The 16,518-nt window shown below is 62.3% G+C and carries 21 protein-coding genes and 1 pseudogene; 5 read left to right on the top strand and 17 right to left on the bottom strand.

The genetic code is table 11. From position 1 onward, the window contains the following. Position 1: 1 nt before the first annotated feature. The gene (locus J1N02_RS22945) at positions 2–616 is read right to left on the bottom strand and encodes a DUF5666 domain-containing protein (protein ID WP_027607037.1); all 615 of its coding nucleotides are present in this window, start codon (positions 614–616) and stop codon (positions 2–4) included. A gap of 141 nt (positions 617–757) precedes the next feature. On the opposite strand from J1N02_RS22945, the gene J1N02_RS22940 reads away from it, so the two are divergent. Further along, complete coding sequence (locus tag J1N02_RS22940) at positions 758–1,954, top strand: MFS transporter (RefSeq protein WP_081744462.1); 1,197 nt, start codon at positions 758–760, stop codon at positions 1,952–1,954. Here the strand turns inward: J1N02_RS22940 and J1N02_RS22935 are convergent. Further along, the gene (locus tag J1N02_RS22935) at positions 1,951–2,355 is read right to left on the bottom strand and encodes a type II toxin-antitoxin system HicB family antitoxin (RefSeq protein WP_027607035.1); all 405 of its coding nucleotides are present in this window, start codon (positions 2,353–2,355) and stop codon (positions 1,951–1,953) included. The genes J1N02_RS22940 and J1N02_RS22935 overlap by 4 nt on opposite strands. Before the next feature lie 11 nt (positions 2,356–2,366). Further along, complete coding sequence (locus tag J1N02_RS22930; protein ID WP_027607034.1) at positions 2,367–2,555, bottom strand: type II toxin-antitoxin system HicA family toxin; 189 nt, start codon at positions 2,553–2,555, stop codon at positions 2,367–2,369. A gap of 80 nt (positions 2,556–2,635) precedes the next feature. On the opposite strand from J1N02_RS22930, the gene J1N02_RS22925 reads away from it, so the two are divergent. Further along, a complete protein-coding gene (locus tag J1N02_RS22925) occupies positions 2,636–2,770 on the top strand; it encodes a hypothetical protein (protein WP_260845964.1) in 135 nt (44 codons plus the stop codon). Between the two features lie 27 nt (positions 2,771–2,797). Here J1N02_RS22925 and J1N02_RS22920 read toward each other — a convergent pair whose 3' ends face one another. The 4 genes and pseudogenes from J1N02_RS22920 to J1N02_RS22905 form a co-directional block, all read right to left on the bottom strand. Continuing rightward, on the bottom strand, positions 2,798–4,294 hold the full coding sequence (locus tag J1N02_RS22920; RefSeq protein ID WP_108574503.1) for a M10 family metallopeptidase C-terminal domain-containing protein: 1,497 nt from the start codon (positions 4,292–4,294) through the stop codon (positions 2,798–2,800). Positions 4,295–4,660: 366 nt separating this feature from the next. Then, positions 4,661–5,233: a phosphonate metabolism protein/1,5-bisphosphokinase (PRPP-forming) PhnN gene (gene phnN, locus J1N02_RS22915; RefSeq protein WP_027607033.1), complete on the bottom strand. Its 573-nt coding sequence runs from the start codon at positions 5,231–5,233 to the stop codon at positions 4,661–4,663. Then, positions 5,233–5,337 (bottom strand): annotated as a pseudogene (locus tag J1N02_RS22910) (PhnM protein); the annotation flags it as partial. The gene phnN and the pseudogene J1N02_RS22910, both read right to left, overlap by 1 nt. 142 nt (positions 5,338–5,479) lie before the next feature. Further along, positions 5,480–6,070: a histidine phosphatase family protein gene (locus tag J1N02_RS22905; protein ID WP_043293701.1), complete on the bottom strand. Its 591-nt coding sequence runs from the start codon at positions 6,068–6,070 to the stop codon at positions 5,480–5,482. Positions 6,071–6,466: 396 nt separating this feature from the next. Here J1N02_RS22905 and J1N02_RS22900 point away from each other — a divergent pair, with 396 nt between their 5' ends. Then, positions 6,467–6,742 carry a DUF6124 family protein gene (locus J1N02_RS22900; RefSeq protein ID WP_027607032.1) on the top strand — a complete coding sequence of 92 codons (276 nt, stop codon included), beginning with the start codon at positions 6,467–6,469 and terminating at the stop codon, positions 6,740–6,742. Positions 6,743–6,917: 175 nt separating this feature from the next. Here the strand turns inward: J1N02_RS22900 and J1N02_RS22895 are convergent, their stop codons facing one another. The 10 genes from J1N02_RS22895 to ccmA all read right to left on the bottom strand — a co-directional run bounded on the left by J1N02_RS22895 (position 6,918) and on the right by ccmA (position 14,269). After that, positions 6,918–7,313 carry a hypothetical protein gene (locus J1N02_RS22895; protein ID WP_027607031.1) on the bottom strand — a complete coding sequence of 132 codons (396 nt, stop codon included), beginning with the start codon at positions 7,311–7,313 and terminating at the stop codon, positions 6,918–6,920. A 16-nt stretch (positions 7,314–7,329) separates the two neighbouring features. Beyond that, positions 7,330–8,514 (bottom strand): c-type cytochrome biogenesis protein CcmI, encoded by a 1,185-nt coding sequence (gene ccmI / locus J1N02_RS22890; RefSeq protein ID WP_027607030.1) that lies wholly within the window; start codon positions 8,512–8,514, stop codon positions 7,330–7,332. Further along, on the bottom strand, positions 8,507–8,980 hold the full coding sequence (locus J1N02_RS22885) for a cytochrome c-type biogenesis protein (protein ID WP_421147782.1): 474 nt from the start codon (positions 8,978–8,980) through the stop codon (positions 8,507–8,509). The genes ccmI and J1N02_RS22885 overlap by 8 nt, the downstream gene beginning before the upstream one ends. Further along, positions 8,977–9,513 (bottom strand): DsbE family thiol:disulfide interchange protein, encoded by a 537-nt coding sequence (locus tag J1N02_RS22880; RefSeq protein WP_010211784.1) that lies wholly within the window; start codon positions 9,511–9,513, stop codon positions 8,977–8,979. Before J1N02_RS22880 ends, J1N02_RS22885 begins: the two co-directional genes overlap by 4 nt. After that, entirely contained in the window at positions 9,510–11,498 is a 1,989-nt protein-coding gene (locus J1N02_RS22875; protein WP_421147781.1) for a heme lyase CcmF/NrfE family subunit, read from the bottom strand. Before J1N02_RS22875 ends, J1N02_RS22880 begins: the two co-directional genes overlap by 4 nt. 3 nt (positions 11,499–11,501) lie before the next feature. Continuing rightward, the gene (ccmE, locus tag J1N02_RS22870; protein ID WP_027607026.1) at positions 11,502–11,957 is read right to left on the bottom strand and encodes a cytochrome c maturation protein CcmE; all 456 of its coding nucleotides are present in this window, start codon (positions 11,955–11,957) and stop codon (positions 11,502–11,504) included. After that, positions 11,954–12,130, bottom strand: coding sequence for a heme exporter protein CcmD (gene ccmD / locus J1N02_RS22865; protein ID WP_003172771.1), 177 nt, complete (start codon positions 12,128–12,130; stop codon positions 11,954–11,956). Before ccmD ends, ccmE begins: the two co-directional genes overlap by 4 nt. Further along, a complete protein-coding gene (locus tag J1N02_RS22860) occupies positions 12,127–12,882 on the bottom strand; it encodes a heme ABC transporter permease (RefSeq protein ID WP_027607025.1) in 756 nt (251 codons plus the stop codon). The genes ccmD and J1N02_RS22860 overlap by 4 nt, the downstream gene beginning before the upstream one ends. Positions 12,883–12,968: 86 nt before the next feature. Further along, the gene (gene ccmB / locus J1N02_RS22855) at positions 12,969–13,637 is read right to left on the bottom strand and encodes a heme exporter protein CcmB (protein ID WP_027607024.1); all 669 of its coding nucleotides are present in this window, start codon (positions 13,635–13,637) and stop codon (positions 12,969–12,971) included. Next, positions 13,634–14,269 (bottom strand): cytochrome c biogenesis heme-transporting ATPase CcmA, encoded by a 636-nt coding sequence (ccmA, locus tag J1N02_RS22850; RefSeq protein WP_027607023.1) that lies wholly within the window; start codon positions 14,267–14,269, stop codon positions 13,634–13,636. Before ccmA ends, ccmB begins: the two co-directional genes overlap by 4 nt. A 200-nt stretch (positions 14,270–14,469) precedes the next feature. On the opposite strand from ccmA, the gene J1N02_RS22845 reads away from it, so the two are divergent. Continuing rightward, a complete protein-coding gene (locus J1N02_RS22845; protein ID WP_421147902.1) occupies positions 14,470–16,047 on the top strand; it encodes a flagellar hook-length control protein FliK in 1,578 nt (525 codons plus the stop codon). After that, positions 16,044–16,373 carry an EscU/YscU/HrcU family type III secretion system export apparatus switch protein gene (locus tag J1N02_RS22840; RefSeq protein WP_065939955.1) on the top strand — a complete coding sequence of 110 codons (330 nt, stop codon included), beginning with the start codon at positions 16,044–16,046 and terminating at the stop codon, positions 16,371–16,373. The genes J1N02_RS22845 and J1N02_RS22840 overlap by 4 nt, the downstream gene beginning before the upstream one ends. Positions 16,374–16,518: the final 145 nt, after the last annotated feature.

Below are 16,518 nucleotides of genomic sequence, written 5' to 3'. Positions count from 1 at the left end.
GTTACATCGGCGGTGTCACGCCATCCTTGCCGGCTGAAATGGCTTGGGCAGTGATTTTCCCATCCGCCCCCTGCGCGGCAAACAACACCACCTTCACCCCCGGCTTGAGCAAGCTGCGGTCCCCCGGTTCCAGGTTGACGATCGGCACATCCTCCGGCACCACGATCTTCTGTTCGCCGCCTTTGTATTTCACGGTCAACGTCCGCCCTTTGCTGACCACCAGGTCGCCGACGGTGCCGTTGGTCATGCTGCTGCCTTCCTTCAGGTCAAACGCCCGATGCCCGTCCCCCGTGCCGGCCATGGCCGGTGGGAACACATGCACTTCCAGCGCCGTCAGGGTGCCGTCGGCGTTGGGCATGGCGGCCGAGCCGATGTAGCTGCCGGGTTTTATTTCGTCGATCCTGGCCAGGGTAACGGCGCGCACCTGGGTATCCTTGGTCAGGTGCACGGTGACGTCTTCACCGCTGTTGACCTTGACCTGCATCGCATCACCGTCCATCGCGGTGATTGCCCCGCGTACGCCTACGCGCGGTGCATCGGCGGCATTGGCCAGGCCGAGGGCCATCGCAACAGCGAGGCTTGAAGCCAGGAGTATCTTGTTGAGCGTGATTTTCATGGCGCTGGATTTCCTGTTTCGGCAGTTGTTTCTGAATGTATCATCACCCGGCATAAGTGATATCACCACAAACGGCCTACTCGCCGTTGAGCCTTGTCTTTACTCTCGCTCGCCATCTACCTTCGCTTTTATGAGAACACCATGAATGCTACCCCCCATGCTACGAGCACCATGACCCGCGCAATGGTGATGCTGTTTGCGTTTTGCTGCGGCGCCATCGTCGCCAACATCTACTACGCCCAGCCGATCATCGAACTGATCGCACCGGACATCGGCCTCACCCCGGCGATGGCCAGCCTGATTGTGTCCCTGACGCAGATCGGCTATGCCCTCGGCCTGTTCTTCCTGGTCCCCCTGGGCGACCTGCTGGAAAACCGCAAGCTGATGATCATCACGACCCTGGTGGCGATTGCCAGCCTGCTGGGTGCGGCCTTTACCGAACAACCGAACCTGTTCCTGCTGGTGTCGTTGCTGATCGGCTTCAGTTCGGTGTCGGTACAGATCCTGATCCCCCTGGCCGCACACCTGGCGCCCGCCGAGTCTCGGGGTCGGGTGGTCGGCAGCATCATGGGTGGGCTGCTGTTGGGCATCCTGCTGGCGCGGCCAGTGTCCAGCGTCGTGGCTGACCATTTTGGCTGGCGCGCGATGTTCATGGCCGCCGCCGCGTTGATGGTATTTATCAGCGTGGTGCTGATGCTGACCATCCCCAAGCGCCAGCCGGACCACAGCGCCAGCTATGGCCAATTGCTGCGCTCCCTGGGCACCCTGTTGCGAGAACAACCGCTGCTGCGTCAACGCGCGTTTTACCAAGGTTGCATGTTCGCCACGTTCAGCCTGTTCTGGACCGCCGCCCCGCTGGAGCTGGTGCGCAACCACGGCCTGAGCCAGACCCAGATCGCGATCTTCGCCCTGGTCGGTGCTATCGGCGCCATTGCCGCCCCCATCGCCGGACGCCTGGCCGATGCCGGTCACACCCACCGCGCATCGCTGCTGGCCATGGTCTTTGCGGTATTGAGCTTCCTGCCGGCCTTCGTGCACCCGCTGTACAGCGTCATCGGCCTGGCGGTGACCGGCGTGGTTCTGGACTTCTGCGTGCAGATGAACATGGTCCTCGGCCAACGCGCCATCTATGCACTCGACGCCAACAGCCGCAGCCGCTTGAACGCGCTGTACATGACCAGCATCTTCATCGGTGGTGCCTTCGGCTCGGCGATTGCCAGCAGCGTGTACGAACACGGCGGCTGGCTGGGTGTGATGCTGGTGGGCAGCGCGTTCCCGCTGGTGGCGTTGTTGCGGTTCCTCAGTGCGTCGCGGCAAACGGCTGTCGCCACCGCCTAGGAACGCACCAACTTCTCCAAAGCCGCATCCGCCAGAAATGACGAGCGGCTTTTGACCTTGTGCTCGCGCACATACCGGTCAATTCGCTGGATGACATAGCCGGGCAAGGTCACATTGACCTTCTCGGTCTTGCCCAGATACGGCGAGATGTCCAGTTCCAGCATGCCCCAGCCCATCCCGGCATAGTCTTCATGGGTGTGATGAGTGCCCACCGACCTTGGCATCGGAATCACCCCGCCCTCGGCGGCGATCTCCTGCAGCAGGATGTGCGCGACTTCCACCGCGGCGTTGTAGGCCTCTTCGAAACTGTCCCCGGCGGTGACTGCGCCTGGAATATCGGGGATCTGGATACCGGTGGCGGTGAAGTCATCGCCCCATTCGATACAGATTGGGTATTGCATGAATGCTCTCCTTAAAACTGAAACAGCCCGGCACGTTTCCTGATGCTTCTGATGGTGCCCAGCGGCAGATCCTTCTTCGGATGCGGCACCGGGATCGTGTACGGGTTATAGCGGTGGGTAAAAATAGGATGACTGCCCGTGACCCGATCCAGCACCCAACCCGCCTCTTGCAGCGCCTTGATCAATAGCCTGCCTTGCACACCAGCCTCCTTGGCTCGGCCTAAATAAAAGCAACCCTAGAGTTATCTTTACTCAAGCACAAAATAGGTCAGGCTGACTGATGGTTGTTTTGCGCGATGTTGAAAACCGCCAACCGAATGACATGCCATGGGTATTCCCCACAGGCTTGTCTGTGCATGGCAAGGGCCAGGGCGCCAGCGTTTGCCGACCATGGCAGGCGCTGATCAAGGCCTGAGCCTGTCAGCGCCTCGTCATGGCAGTGTTATCTGCGGGCATCCGACGGCTGGACGATGTTTTGTATCCACTGCAACAAGGCTGAGAACGCCTTGATCATTACCTCGCGTAACGCTGCAAGCGGGTCCGTGCTGCTATCCAGCGGGGGCGCCGGCGGCGGCGCAGGGGCCGGTGTGGGGACAACCTTCGGTGCGGGTTTAACCTCCGGCTTTTGCCCCTGCCACTGCACATCGCCGGGTTTGATCTGGCCAATGCTCTTGACCACCAGGTCGGCGCTGCCGCTCCCCTTCAGATCTATCTCCAGGCTTGAACGCCCGGTGGCCGCGTCGTGCCTGAGCAATGCCTCGCCGGCGCGACCAGAGAATCGATCAGTGAACGTCAGGGCACCGACGCGCGCCTCTTTCAATGCACCCGAGACGTCAATCTTGTCCGTCCCGCTGGTAAAGTCCTCGATCAGGTCAGGCTGCTGCGGTGTGGAGTCGCTGGCCTTGTCGTAGTCAAAAATATCCGCCCCGCCGCCGCCCCGCAGCCTGTCTGCACCCAAGCCGCCCTTGAGCCGATTGTCCGCTTCATTCCCCGTCAAGACATCACGTCCGGCCCCTCCAATGGCGTTTTCAACCACGCAGCCCTTGGCGATGGAAACATTGCCCTTCAAGCCGCCCACATCAGAAAACGACTCGGCTTTCAAATTGATGTTCTGGTTCTGGGAAAACCCGGAACAATCCAGGGTGTCGTTACCGCCCCCATCCCATATGCAAAAGATAGCTTTATCCCTCGCACTGGTGAGGGTCATGGCGTCGCGGCCGGTATTGGAATTGAAGCCGTAGGTGGTGTCGGTGTTGCGGGTTTTGTGATTGGCCCCATAGAGCCGCTGAGCGGCTGCGATGTCATCCATCATCGGGGCAGAGGGATTCGAATACCGAAAATCATGGCCGGCCTGGTTCGTCTCCGACCAGTAGCTCATCACACTGCGTGCCTTGGTATCGCCGGCATACCTGGCACCATTGTTGTAATCAGCGCCGCCGCCATTGTAGTCACCCGGATGCTGCAGGCCGATGGCGTGGCCGATTTCATGCACGGTAGTGACTGAAAAGTGACTGCCCTGCGCCGGCGAACTACTTTCTCGCAGTGTGCCGACCGTGGCCGTGGTGGTGGTAATGCCGCGCGAGGGTGAGCTGGCGACGCCACGGTCACCGTGCGGGTTGTTTTTGATGTGAACCGTGCCGTCGGCGCCGGCTGCCCGCTCCTTGAAACTGATGTTGGCCACGTCCTCCCAATATTGCACCGCCTGGCGCACTCGGCGCTGCTGCGCGGCGCTGAACGTCGGGTCCACCGTATAGGAGAGATCGATCCGCTTGTCGCCATTACGGTCGTGGAAGTGCAGGTTGTCGCGGGTGATGTACTTTCCGGCCTGTTCCGTCGTGAAGGTTGGTTTGCGACCGGCGCCCACACCATAGGGGCCAGGATCGGAAGGCGGCAGGTTTTCAAGTGAGAAGTTGAGCCGAGAACGTTCAGAGCAAATCATGGGACAGTGCGCTCCCTATAGTAAGTTGATGAGTCGAGTCAATCAGAATCGACGCAATAAACTCCCATGCAGAAAACGCTCAGGACAGCGCTGATTTAGTTCGTACTGAAACACCTTTAGGCGGCGCAACATGCGCTAAGACAGGCACTAAACCACTTGCAATTTAAACAACTGAACACACACTTTCGCGCAAAAAAACCTATTGGATTCTCAGGAAAAAAACATAATCCTACAAAACCGTGCTGCTTCGACTACACCAAATCCGCCTTCACCCAGATACATGCACTTAACTTTTTCCGCCGAGTTCGCTGCATGTCAGGATCTCGCCGCTTGACATGCCCCGCACCTCACCGGTGCAGAGCAGGGTCAGGTCAATACGCAATGCCTCTGGTTCAGGCAACACAGCAGGCGCTCGACCGTGTGCTCCAGTGGCCCGGAGTTATCCAGCACAAACAACCCCGAGCCATTGCCGGCGATCAGGTCGGCGGTGAACCGTGCATTGCGCGCCAGGCGCTCCTCGATATCCGCCAGGGCCTCACGCCCCCGCGCCACCAGGCGCTGGCGCAATACGGCTTGATCCACCGCCAGCAACAGCACCCACACATCCGGGTAGCGCTCGCGGGTCTGCGCCAGGTGCGCGCGAGAACCATTGACCAGCACGTCCTCCCCCGCCGCCAGCCATTCGTCGATGACCTTGGGAATGCCGTAGGACAACCCGTTGGCGTGCCAACTGAGGGCAAACGCGCCCTCGGCCTGCATCACGGCGAATTGCTCCGGGCTGACACCCTGGGCCGCCTCACCCACCGCTTCCGCCGAGCGTGTGATCACGCGGCGCACAATCCGGCAACCGCGTTCGGCCAATCGTGGGCGTGCAGCCTCCAACAGGCTGTCCTTGCCTGAACCCGATGGCCCGATGAGATAGATCAACCTGCCCGCCATCAAAACACCCTCTTCGCTTGTCGCCAGACGTGTTGCACCACGGGAAGCCCTGCGCGACTCCTGGCTTGGGCCAGGTCGGCGCGCAGGCCAATGGCGATTTGGCCCCACACTGGAAAGTATATCCAGCAATCCCTCGGCAGCGACCACGTTACCGAAGTGCGCGCCGCCTCAATATTTTCTGGGCGTAGTGCTTACTCAACCCTGACGGGTTGGTGAGGTTTTTTGAAAGTCGCGTGTTGCGGTGATTCAGTCCGTTTCAAAGGGCGAGATAGCCGGAAGTATCTTCAATTCAAAATCTTCCAGAGCCAACATCGCCCCATTTGAAAGCTGCCAGGTGTAGAAATCCGAGAAGTCCCCTCTGGCCAATGCACGAATCACCTTTGCCACAAAACCATGTGCCACCAGCAAAACAACCTGTGTTGGATAAAGCGAAGTTAACTGGACCAAGCCTTGGTGTACTCGCGTGACCACATCAGCTATCGACTCACCACCGTCAGGCCCTGCCGCCCATTGGCGCGTGATGTCCTGTGCCCAAAGCGCTGGATGCATGGCCTTGGCCTCCGCCTGAGTCAACCCTTCGAACACACCCACATCGCGCTCGCGGAAGCTGTCAATCGTCACAGGTTCAAGGTTTAACACACGGTTAAGAATCTGCGCCGTTTGCCGCGCCCGCAAGCGTGGAGAAACGATCAACACCTCAATACCGCCGGGTAGTTTTTCGCTGAGCAAAACAGCCTGTTCCCGGCCCCGCTCGGTCAGTTCCGGGTCGAGTGCGCCGAGGTAGCGATGCTCCGCGTTGGCCCACGTTTCGCCGTGGCGTATGACGTAGAGGTTCATGAGGGTCCGTCTCGTTGAAGGGTGGGGAGTTAATCTGGTCCTGATGATAGTGCCGCCTATCGCCTAATGATCGCTCCCATGCTCCGGGTGATCAATCAAATCAGCGAAACGCTAACAGGACGTTTCCTACGATCTCTGTGGCTTGCAGTAGCTATAACGCACCGTTAGCCTCTCGCAGTCGCTGCTCATCAGCGATCAGGCTTGGTCGCCTGGATTAGAATGGCGCACAGTGCCGCGCAAGCGGCATTATTGTGTTCGCGTTATGGCGAGCTGTGCGTGGGAGGGCTTAGGGCCCTGCCGGGTTTCCATTCCCTGGTCGACCAACCTGCGTACAGCTCGCCGCCTTTCCGCTTGGTCGCGGATGTGGTGAGTTCCAACTGAATGGAGATTTACTGCATGAAAAAAGTCACGCCAAATCCCCCGCCATCCTCCATGGATGACACCCCGCAAACCCCACCCAACCTCATCTTCAGCGTCCACCCCGGCCTCAGCACCGAAGCTGCCTTGAGCAATGCCAGCGAGATGCTGGAGTCGGCGACTGTGTGTGCCTACGACTGTGCCGAGCACTTGGATGGTTCAAGCCGCAGGCAGGTGCTGGCGGTGGTACAGATGGTTGAGATTGCGCAGTTGTTAGTGGGGGCGGCGCTGGAGCGGGAGTGTCCCGTGGCTTGATGGCTGAGGAGATCTCCTGTGGGAGGGGGCTTGCTCCCGATAGCGGTAGGTCAGTCAGACATTAATCAACTGAAACACCGCTATCGGGGGCAAGCCCCCTCCCACATTTGCCCTCCAGTGTTTGGAAGAATGGGTTTCACAGGCATGAAGAAGGCGACCCGAAGGTCGCCTTTTGTCATTGCGCGTACTGCTTGCTCAAGCCCGGCGGCACGCCCTGCACGTCGGTGTCTTCCCAGGGTCCGTTGGGGCTGATGGAGCGGCTCCAGCCGTTGCTCCAGCGGTAGTAGGTGCGCTGGCGGTAGAAGGTGTCGGGCTGGTCGTCGAGCACGTACACCTGCATCTTGCCGTCCCAGTGGCTGGCGGCGCCCGGTGGTGGGGCGAAGGTGGGCGATTTGGTCGGCAGTGGCTTCGGCGGCGGGGTCACCGGGCCAGAGGGCTTGGTGCTCGGCTGGGTCGAAGGGCCTGACGGCGGGATGGTCGGGCCGGTCGGCGCAGGCGGTGGGCGGTGGACCGCACAGGCGCTCAGGCCCACTACCAGGCTGAGCAGGGTGATGCGTGCAAATGCGGTCATGGGCTTTTCCTCGAAATTACTTGTCCGGACTGTCGATGGTCAGCTGCTGCAGCGCAGTGGTGCTGCTGGCCAGGGGTTGGCTGCGGCCGATCCACTCGCCGGTGGTCGGTTGACCGGCCCGGGATATGCGCGCAACCAGTTGGACTTCGGGGAAGTTGGACAGTTTCAACTGCGGCATCATCGCGTCGGCATCGCCGAGTTCAACCGTGACGGGCAGTTCGGCAACGGTGACGCGTTTGGCCGCCAGGGGGGCCGGCGGGCCTTTTACCGCGCGGGCGAAGATGAATACGCTGTCGCTGGGCAGGGCCTTGGCCTTGACCTCGGCGGACAGGTCCACGCGGACGTTCATCACCGCTTTCTGCGCCACGCTACCGCCGCCTTCCTTGAGTTTTTCCGCAGCACGGTCAATGCCGCCTTGCAGCGCCACGCGGGAATTGTCTTGCGGTGGCAGTTGCGCCAGCAGGCGGCTCCAGTAGTCGATGGCCTCTTGATAACGCTGGCCTTCGAAGGCGGCGATACCGAGCAGGCCGAGGCTGGTGACTTCCTTCGGGTCAAGCTTCAAGGCTTCGTCGGTCAGCGCCTGGACCTTGGGCGACCACTGTTTGTTGTCGGCAAAGTACTGCGCCTGGGCCCACTGGCCGAGCAGTTCCGGCTGGCGCCCGGCCAGCGCCACGGTACGCTCGAAGACCTTGGCGGCATCGGCGGAACGGTCCTGGGCCATATAGGCGCGACCGAGGAAGTACAGGCCTTCCGCCGAGTCCGGTTGGGCGGCGGCGGCGCGTTCCAGGCGCCGGGTCATGTCTTCCATGGACACCGGCGGCTGGGAAAATTCGCGGGTCAGTTCAACCTTGTCGCTGGCACCGAAATGCATATACAGGCCCAGGCCAAGCACCGGCACAAGGACGGCGGCGAGCAACGGCAGCGGCTTGCCCAGGCGCGATTCGCGGGGCTTTTCCACGCCTTCGGTGTCGGCCAGCAGCTCGCGGGCGGCTTCGGCGCGGCCGCTGTCGAGTTGGGCGGCGTTGAGCACGCCTTCGTCCTGCTGCACTTGCAGCTCGGCCACACGTTCTTGGTAAAGCGCCACGTTCAGCGCGGTGCGATCCTCTTCACGCTGGGCACGGCGGCCGCGCAACACAGGGATCAACAGGAAACTCAGGGCAATCAGAAGCAGCAAGCCGGCTGCGAGCCAGAAATCAATCATCAGTCTTGGTGTCCAGCAATTGGTCGAGGCGTTTACGCTCTTCGGGGGATAGCGCGTCGGAACCATCGGTAGTCGCGGCGCGGCGACGGCGGACGATCACGGCCATCACCACCACGCCGGCCAGCAGCAGCCCGGCGGGGCCGAACCAGAGCAGCGCGGTCTTGCCGGTGAGGGCCGGTTTGTAGCGCACGAAATCACCGTAGCGGTCGACCATGAAGTCGATGATCTGCTGGTTGTCCTTGCCCTCCCCCAGCATGCGGAAGATTTCCTTGCGCAGGTCGGCGGCGATGGGCGCGTTGGAGTCGGCGATGTCCTGGTTCTGGCACTTGGGGCAGCGCAGCTCCTTGGTCAATTCGCGGAAACGCTCGCGGTCACCGTCCTTGGCGAATTCGTAAGTGTCGATCGCGGCGTGGGCCACCCCGGCCAAGCCCAGCGTCAGCACGGCAGCAGCTAACAGACGCTTCATGGCTTGGCCTCGTCGACCAGCGCCTGGTACTTGGCGGCCAGTTGCTCGCGCCACACCACTTCGTCGATCACGCCGACGTATTTGTCGCGGATCACGCCCTTGGCGTCGATGAAGAAGGTTTCCGGGGCGCCGTACACGCCGAGGTTCAAACCGAGGTTGCCGTCTTCATCACGGATATCCAGCTGGTAGGGATTATGGAATTCCGCCAGCCACTTCAAGGCCGCCGCGTTGTCGTCCTTGTAGTTGATGCCGTAGATCACCACGCCCTTCTCGGCCAGCTTGTTCAGCACCGGGTGCTCGACGCGGCAGGAGATGCACCAGGTGCCCCACACGTTGACCAGCGCCGGTTTGCCGAGCAGGTCGGCCTGGGTCAGGGTCTTGTCACCCTGCACGGTCGGCAGGCTGAACGCGGGGAACGGCTTGCCGATCATCGCCGAGGGCAGCTCGGCCGGGTCCAGGTACAAGCCGCGATACAGGAATACCGCCACTACCAGAAACAGGGCCAGCGGCACGACCATCAACCAACGCTTCATACCGCCGCTCCTTGCAGGCCCAGCGCTTCACGCACCCGGCTCTTGACCTTGACCCGGTACCGGCGGTCCAGCGCCGCGAGCAAACCACCAAAGCCGGTGAGCAAGCCACCTAACCAGATCCAGCGCACAAACGGTTTCACATGCACGCGCACGGCCCAGGCGCCATCGCCCAAGGGTTCACCCAGGGCCACGTAGAGGTCACGGGTGAAACCGGCGTCGATACCGGCTTCGGTCATCATCGAACTCTGCACGGTGTACAGGCGTTTTTCCGGGTGCAGCACGGCGATCTCTTTACCGTTACGCACGACCCGCACGGTGCCTTTGTCTGACGTAAAGTTCGGCCCTTCGAAGTGCCTGGCGCCTTCGAAGATGAACTGGTAACCGGCCAGGTCCATGGACTCGCCCGGCGCCAGGCGCAGGTCGCGCTCGGCACTGTTCTGGCTGGACAGCACCACACCGAGGGCGCACACGGCGATGCCGATGTGGGCGATCTGCATGCCCCAGTAGCTGCGGGTCAGGGTCGGCAGGCCTTTGACCAGGCCTTTGTGGCGGGTCTTGTCGACGATGTCACGCACACCGGCCAGCAGTACCCAGGCGGCGAGCAGGAAGGTGGCGAGCACCGCCCAGTTGAAGTCGCCATAGGCGATACCGGCGACCACGGCCAGGGCCACGCTGCCGAGCAGCACCGGCATCAGCATACCGGCCAGCCATTTGACCGGGGTGTCCTTCCAGCGCACCAGCACACCGACCGCCATCACCACCATCAACAGCCCCATCAACGGAATAAACAACGCGTTGAAGTACGGCGGGCCGACGGACAGCTTGGCGCCGCTCAGGGCATCCAGCACCAAGGGGTACAAGGTGCCGAGCAGGATCATCGACGCGGCCACCACCAGCACCAGGTTATTGCCCAGCAGCAGGGTTTCCCGCGACCACAGGTTGAAGCCGACCTGGCTCTTGACCACCGGTGCGCGCAGGGCGAACAAAGTGAGGGAGCCGCCGACCACAAACAGCAGGAAGATCAGGATGAACACACCGCGCTCTGGGTCGGACGCAAACGCGTGCACCGAGGTCAACACGCCCGAACGCACGAGGAAGGTGCCGAGCAGGCTGAGGGAAAAGGCCGCGATGGCCAGCAACACGGTCCAGCTCTTGAACACGCCACGTTTTTCGGTGACGGCCAGGGAGTGAATCAGTGCCGTGCCGACCAGCCATGGCATGAACGAGGCGTTTTCCACCGGGTCCCAGAACCACCAGCCACCCCAGCCGAGTTCGTAGTAGGCCCACCACGAACCGAGGGTGATGCCGATGCCGAGGAACGCCCAGGCGACGATGGTCCACGGCCGCGACCAGCGCGCCCAGGCCGCATCGAGACGCCCGCCGAGCAAGGCGGCGATGGCGAAGGCAAAGGCCACGGAAAAACCCACGTAGCCCATGTAGAGCATCGGCGGGTGCACGATCAGGCCGATGTCCTGCAGCAGCGGGTTGAGGTCGTGACCGTCCGCCGGGATCTGCGGCAGGATGCGGGTAAACGGGTTGGAGGTCATGATCAGGAACAGCAGGAAGCCGATGCTGATCATGCCCATCACCGCCAGCACCCGTGCGAGCATGACTTGCGGCAACTGCCGCGAGAACACCGACACCGCGAAGGTCCAGCCGCCGAGGATCAACGCCCACAGCAGCAGCGAGCCTTCGTGGGCGCCCCACACCGCGCTGAACTTGTAGTACCAGGGCAAGGCGCTGTTGGAGTTATTGGCTACATAGGCGACGGAAAAGTCGTCGGTCATAAAGGCGTAGGTCAGGCAGCCAAACGCAAAGACCAGGAACGCACACTGGCCCCAGGCGGCCGGCTGCGCCAGGCTCATCCACAGGCGGTCACCGCGCCAGGCACCGAGCAACGGCACCACTGCCTGGACGATGGCAAAGCACAGGGCGAGGATCATCGCCAACTGGCCCAGTTCCGGAATAAACAATGCAGACGTCATCACTTAGCCCTCCTTGGCGGGGGTGGGTGCGGACTGGCCGCTGTCTTTCAAGGCCTTGGTGACTTCCGGCGGCATGTATTTCTCATCGTGCTTGGCCAGCACTTCATCGGCCACCACCACGCCGTCGGCGTTGAGCTTGCCCAGGGCGACGATGCCCTGGCCTTCGCGGAACAGGTCCGGGAGGATGCCGCGGTAGGTGATGGTCACGGCCTTGTTGAAATCGGTGACCACGAAGGTGACGTCGAGGGAGTCGCCGGAACGCTTCAGCGAGCCCTTCTCCACCATGCCGCCGGCGCGGATGCGCGTGTCCAGCGGCGCTTCGCCGTTGGCGATCTGGGTCGGGGTGTAGAACAGGTTGATGTTCTCCCGCAGGGCGCTCATCGCCAGGCCCACGGCAATACTGACGCCGGCCAGGATGGCAAGGATGATCAACAGACGCTTTCTACGCAGCGGATTCACTTTTCGGTCTCCCGGCGCAGACGACGCGCCTCTTGTTGCAGGTAACGCTTGCGGGCCAGGATCGGCGCGGCGACGTTGAGGGCCAGCACGGCCAGGCAGATGCCATAGGCCGTCCAGACATACAGGCCGTGGTGGCCCATGGCGAGAAAATCACTGAAAGAAGCAAAACTCATCCACGCGCTCCCAGGCAGCTTTGCACTTCGGCCTTGACCCAGCTGGCGCGGGCTTCACGCTTGAGCACTTCGAGGCGCATGCGCATCAGCAGCACGGCGCCGAAGAAGCAGTAGAACCCCAGCACCATCAGCAGCAACGGCGCCCACATTTCCACGGGCATCGCCGGTTTTTCGGTGAGGGTGAAGGTGGCGCCCTGGTGCAGGGTGTTCCACCACTCCACCGAGTACTTGATGATCGGGATGTTGATCACGCCGACAATCGCCAGCACCGCGCAGGCCTTGGCGGCGCTGTCACGATTGCTGATCGCGTTGCCCAGGGCAATAAGACCGAAGTACAGGAACAGCAGGATCAGCATCGACGTTAGTCGCGCATCCCACACCCACCACGAACCCCAGGTGGGTTTGCCCCAGATCGCGCCGGTGACCAGCGCCACGGCGGTCATCCACGCACCGATGGGCGCGGCGCATTGCAGGGCGACGTCCGCGAGTTTCATCTTCCACACCAGGCCGACGACACCGCACACCGCCAGCATCACGTAGCAGGACTGGGCCAGCATCGCGGCAGGCACGTGGATGTAGATGATGCGAAAGCTGTTGCCTTGCTGGTAGTCCGGCGGTGCAAAGGCCAGGCCCCAGACCAGGCCGATGCCGATCAGCAACACGGCGGCGAGGCTGAACCAAGGCAGCAGTCTGCCACTGATGCCGTAGAACCATTTGGGCGAGCCGAGCTTGTGAAACCAGGTCCAGTTCATTGCTGTTTCCATCACGGTTGCTTCTTGTCTTGGCAAGAAGCGTAGGGTCTTTACTGACTATGCGTATACCGCCCAGTCAGACCTCATTATTCACCGACGCTGATCTTCAGGCCGGCGGCTATAGCAAAGGGTGTCAGGGTTACCGCCAGGGCGGTCAGGCTGCCAAGCCACAGGAGGTAACCGGTCGCCGGCATGCCCATGAGCGCGGCTTGCAACGCGCCGCTGCCCAGGATCAGTACCGGGATGTACAAAGGCAGAATCAACAGGGCCAGTAACAGGCCACCCCGTTTCAAGCCGACGGTCAACGCGGCACCCACCGCCCCCAACAGGCTGAGTACCGGGGTGCCGAGCAGCAGGCTCAGCAACAGGATCGGCAGGCATTCGCCGGGCAATCCGAGCATCATCGCCAGCAGTGGCGAGAGCAAGACTAGCGCCAGGCCGGAAAAAGCCCAGTGTGCCAGTACCTTGGCCAGGACCAGAAGTGGCAGGGGGTGCGACGAAAGGACCCACTGTTCGAGGGAACCGTCTTCGAAATCACTGCGAAACAGCCCGTCCAGCGAGAGCAGGACGGACAAAAGGGCCGCGACCCACACCAGTCCCGGCGACAAGGTTTGCAACAGTTTAGTCTCCGGGCCGACCGCCAACGGGAACAACGCAATCACGATGGCAAAGAACACCAGCGGGTTGGCCAGTTCGGCCGGGCGGCGGCACAGCAAGCGGGCTTCGCGGGCGATCAACAGGGCAAACACACTCATACCGACCACCGCCCCAGGTCGAGGTCGCGGTAACCGCCGGGCATGCGCGCCAGGGTGTGGTGGGTGGTGAGCACCACCTGGCCGCCCTGCTCGCAGTGCTGCGCCAGGTGCTGTTCCAATTGGGTGACGCCTTGTTTGTCGAGGGCGGTGAAGGGTTCGTCGAGAATCCACAGCGGCGGGCCAGGCAGGTACAGGCGCGCCAGGGCCACGCGGCGCTGCTGGCCGGCGGACAGGGTGTGGCAAGGCACGTCTTCGAACCCCTTGAGGCCGACAGCGGCCAGGGCCTGCCAGATGGCGTCGCGGGTCGCAGGGTGATGCAGGGCGCTGAGCCAGCTGAGGTTTTCTTCGGCGGTGAGCACGTCCTTGATGCCGGCGGCGTGGCCGATCCAGATCAGGTTGCGTGCCAGTTCGGTGCGTTGTTCGTCGAGGGGCCTGCCGTTGAGTCGCACTTCACCGGCCGTGGGTTGCATCAGGCCGGCCAGCAGGCGCAGCAAACTGGTCTTGCCGCTGCCGTTGGGGCCGCTGATCTGCACCATGTCGCCGCCCGCCACACGCAGGTCGAGGTGCTCGAACAGCAGGCGCAGGTCGCGTTCACAGGAGAGCGCTACGGCTTCAAGAAGAGGGCTGGTCAAGAGATCACGGGCCTTTACGGTTCAAGTCGGCGGTGCAGCGGCCGTTATAGAAAGAAGCACAATAACGGCTTTGGCGACCGATTTTAGAGAGCTGGATCAAATAGTTGTGAGGTTTTTACCGCTCTCTTTGCAGACGGGCGGCATTATACATGCGATGCCCTACGCTAAAGAGGGCTATTTCCCCAGAGACGATGCGCACGATGACCGGCGAGATCAACCTTCCTACGCTTCCTCCCACCCCGGCAACCGGGCAAAGCCCTACGCCTGCGCCCGGGGCGCTGCTGAAACTGCTGGAGCCGCAGATCGGGCTGATCGACCCGGGCAAAACCGTGAATGCCGAGGTGCTCGCCCTGAAACAAGGCGGTGAGGCGTTTCAGCTGTTGCTCAAGCTGACCCTTGAAGGCGGCCGCCAGACGCTGGTGCAAGCCAGCAGCCCACAACCCTTGCCGTTGGGCAGCAATGTGGCCGTGAGCCAGACGCCCGCAGGCAACCTGGCCATCAGCCTGCAACAAGCCCTGAGCGCCAATGTTGCCGCCCTCACCCGTATCGATACGGCCAGGATGCCGGAAGGCACACTGCTGCAGGCCAAGGTGCTGACCACCCAGGCCCTGCCCCAAGGCAGCGCGCAGCCGGCGATCTACCGTTCGTTGGTGACCGTACTCAATAGCGCCCTGGCCGGCGCGACCCTGACACTGGAAAGCCCGCAACCGTTGCGCGTGGGCAGCTTGCTCAGCGCCGTGGTGCAGAACGCGCAAACCCTGAATTTTGTGCCGTTGAGCGGGCTCAAGGATCAACTGGCCGTCACCCAGCAACTGGCGACCCAGCAAAGTCGCCAGGGCTCCCTGGATGCGGTGTTCACGGCGTTGCAAAATCTGCCCCGCGGCGACAGCACCTCCGCCGACCTTCGCGCTGCCGCCGACCGTTTGCTGGCGGCCTTGCCCGACCTGGCACAGGTGAGCAACCCCAAGGTGCTGGCCCAGGTGATCCAGAACAGCGGCGCCTTTCTTGAAGCCAAGTTACTCGCCGGGCAAAACCCGCAGGTGCCACCGCTGGATATGAAGGGCGCGCTGCTGCGCCTGGTCGCCGACCTGCTGCCCGCCCTGCCCGCGAGCACCAACCTGAATGCCATTCTTGCCGCCAACACCCTGGCCCAGGTGCTGCCCAACTTTGTGCGCAGCCCATTGGGCACCCTCGGCCAGGTCGGCGCGCGGCAGGCGCCGGTCAGCTTCCCACTGCCGGAGCGGCTGATGGCGAAACTGGAGGGCGAAGGCGACCTGGAAAACCTGCTGCGCCTGGCCGCCGGGGCCATTTCCCGCCTGCAGAGCCACCAGCTGTCGAGCCTGGAGCAAACCGGCACCACCGCCGATGGCCGCCTGCAAACCACCTGGCAGTTGGAGATCCCCATGCGCACCCTGCAGGACATCGTGCCGTTGCAGGTCAAGTTCCAGCGCGAAGAGCCGGCGCCGGACAAGGACCAGCCCGAACGCAAGGATTCCAAGGAGCCCAAACAGATGCTCTGGCGCGTCGAACTGGCCTTCGACATGGAGCCCCTGGGGCCGTTGCAGGTCCAGGCGCAACTGACCCAGGGCAAGCTGTCCAGCCAACTGTGGGCAACCCGCGCTTTCACCGCCAGCCTGATCGAAAGCCATTTGGGCAGCCTGCGCGAGCGCCTGGTGTCGTCGGGGCTGAATGTCGGCGACCTGGACTGCCACCTGGGCACCCCGCCACGCGGGCCGAAAACCGGACTGGAACAACGCTGGGTGGATGAAACCGCATGAACAACGCCAACCCGCCACGCCAGGCGATTGCCCTCAAGTACGATGGCCAGCAGGCGCCGACCCTGACCGCCAAGGGCGACGATGCCCTGGCCGAAGCCATCCTCAAGTTGGCGCGGGAAAATGAAGTGCCGATCTATGAAAATGCCGAGCTGGTGAAGCTGCTGGCACGCATGGAACTGGGCGACAGTATCCCGGAGGAGTTGTACCGCACCATTGCCGAGATCATTGCGTTTGCCTGGACGTTGAAGGGCAAATTCCCGGTGGGCTATGACCCGGATGCCGGGCCGGTGGAGCGTGATGTCACGGAGCGTGGCGACGATTACTGAATAGCCACGGGCATATACAGGTTCAAATGTGGGAGGGGGCTTGCCCTAAGGCTTTTTGTAGGAGCGAGCTTGCTCGCGAAAAACTCACAGGCGCCGCGTTCATTCAGGAAGCACGCGTTATCGTTGACGTTTTTCGCGAGCAAGC

Origin of the sequence: Pseudomonas sp. NFX5 (assembly GCF_049132125.1) — a bacterium.
In the GTDB taxonomy this organism is placed as follows: domain Bacteria; phylum Pseudomonadota; class Gammaproteobacteria; order Pseudomonadales; family Pseudomonadaceae; genus Aquipseudomonas; species Aquipseudomonas marginalis.
The sequence above is the reverse complement of the archived record's forward strand: the minus strand, read 5'-3'. Positions and strand labels throughout refer to the sequence as shown.